This window comes from Bacillus sp. SIMBA_005, from assembly GCF_046535585.1.
In the GTDB taxonomy this organism is placed as follows: Bacteria; Bacillota; Bacilli; order Bacillales; family Bacillaceae; genus Bacillus; species Bacillus pumilus.
Window position 1 is genome coordinate 1 of sequence record NZ_JAWRWI010000974.1, and the last position, 245, is coordinate 245.

Genomic DNA, 245 nt, shown 5'->3' on the forward strand with positions numbered 1-245 from the left:
GTGAGCAGTTGTTCGCAAGTAATAATGCGCTCACCACCGCCTTGCACCATCTGATCGCTTCCACCGCCTTTACCATTAATACATGGTAAAACGTTTGTAGCAAGCTCTTTCATGCTGGTGTCTACTTGTGTACCGCGAGCAGCTACAAATTGTAATTTATCTTCATTTTCTGAAACAAGTAGGGCAATCACATCAGCACGTTCAGCAACAATAAAACGAGCTAATTTTTGGAGCTCTTGTATCGT

Annotated in this window: 1 pseudogene; it reads right to left on the bottom strand. The window is 42.9% G+C overall.

Annotation, left to right across the window (positions count from 1 at the left end):
* Positions 1-245 (bottom strand): annotated as a pseudogene (locus SB660_RS22990) (DHHA1 domain-containing protein); the annotation flags it as partial.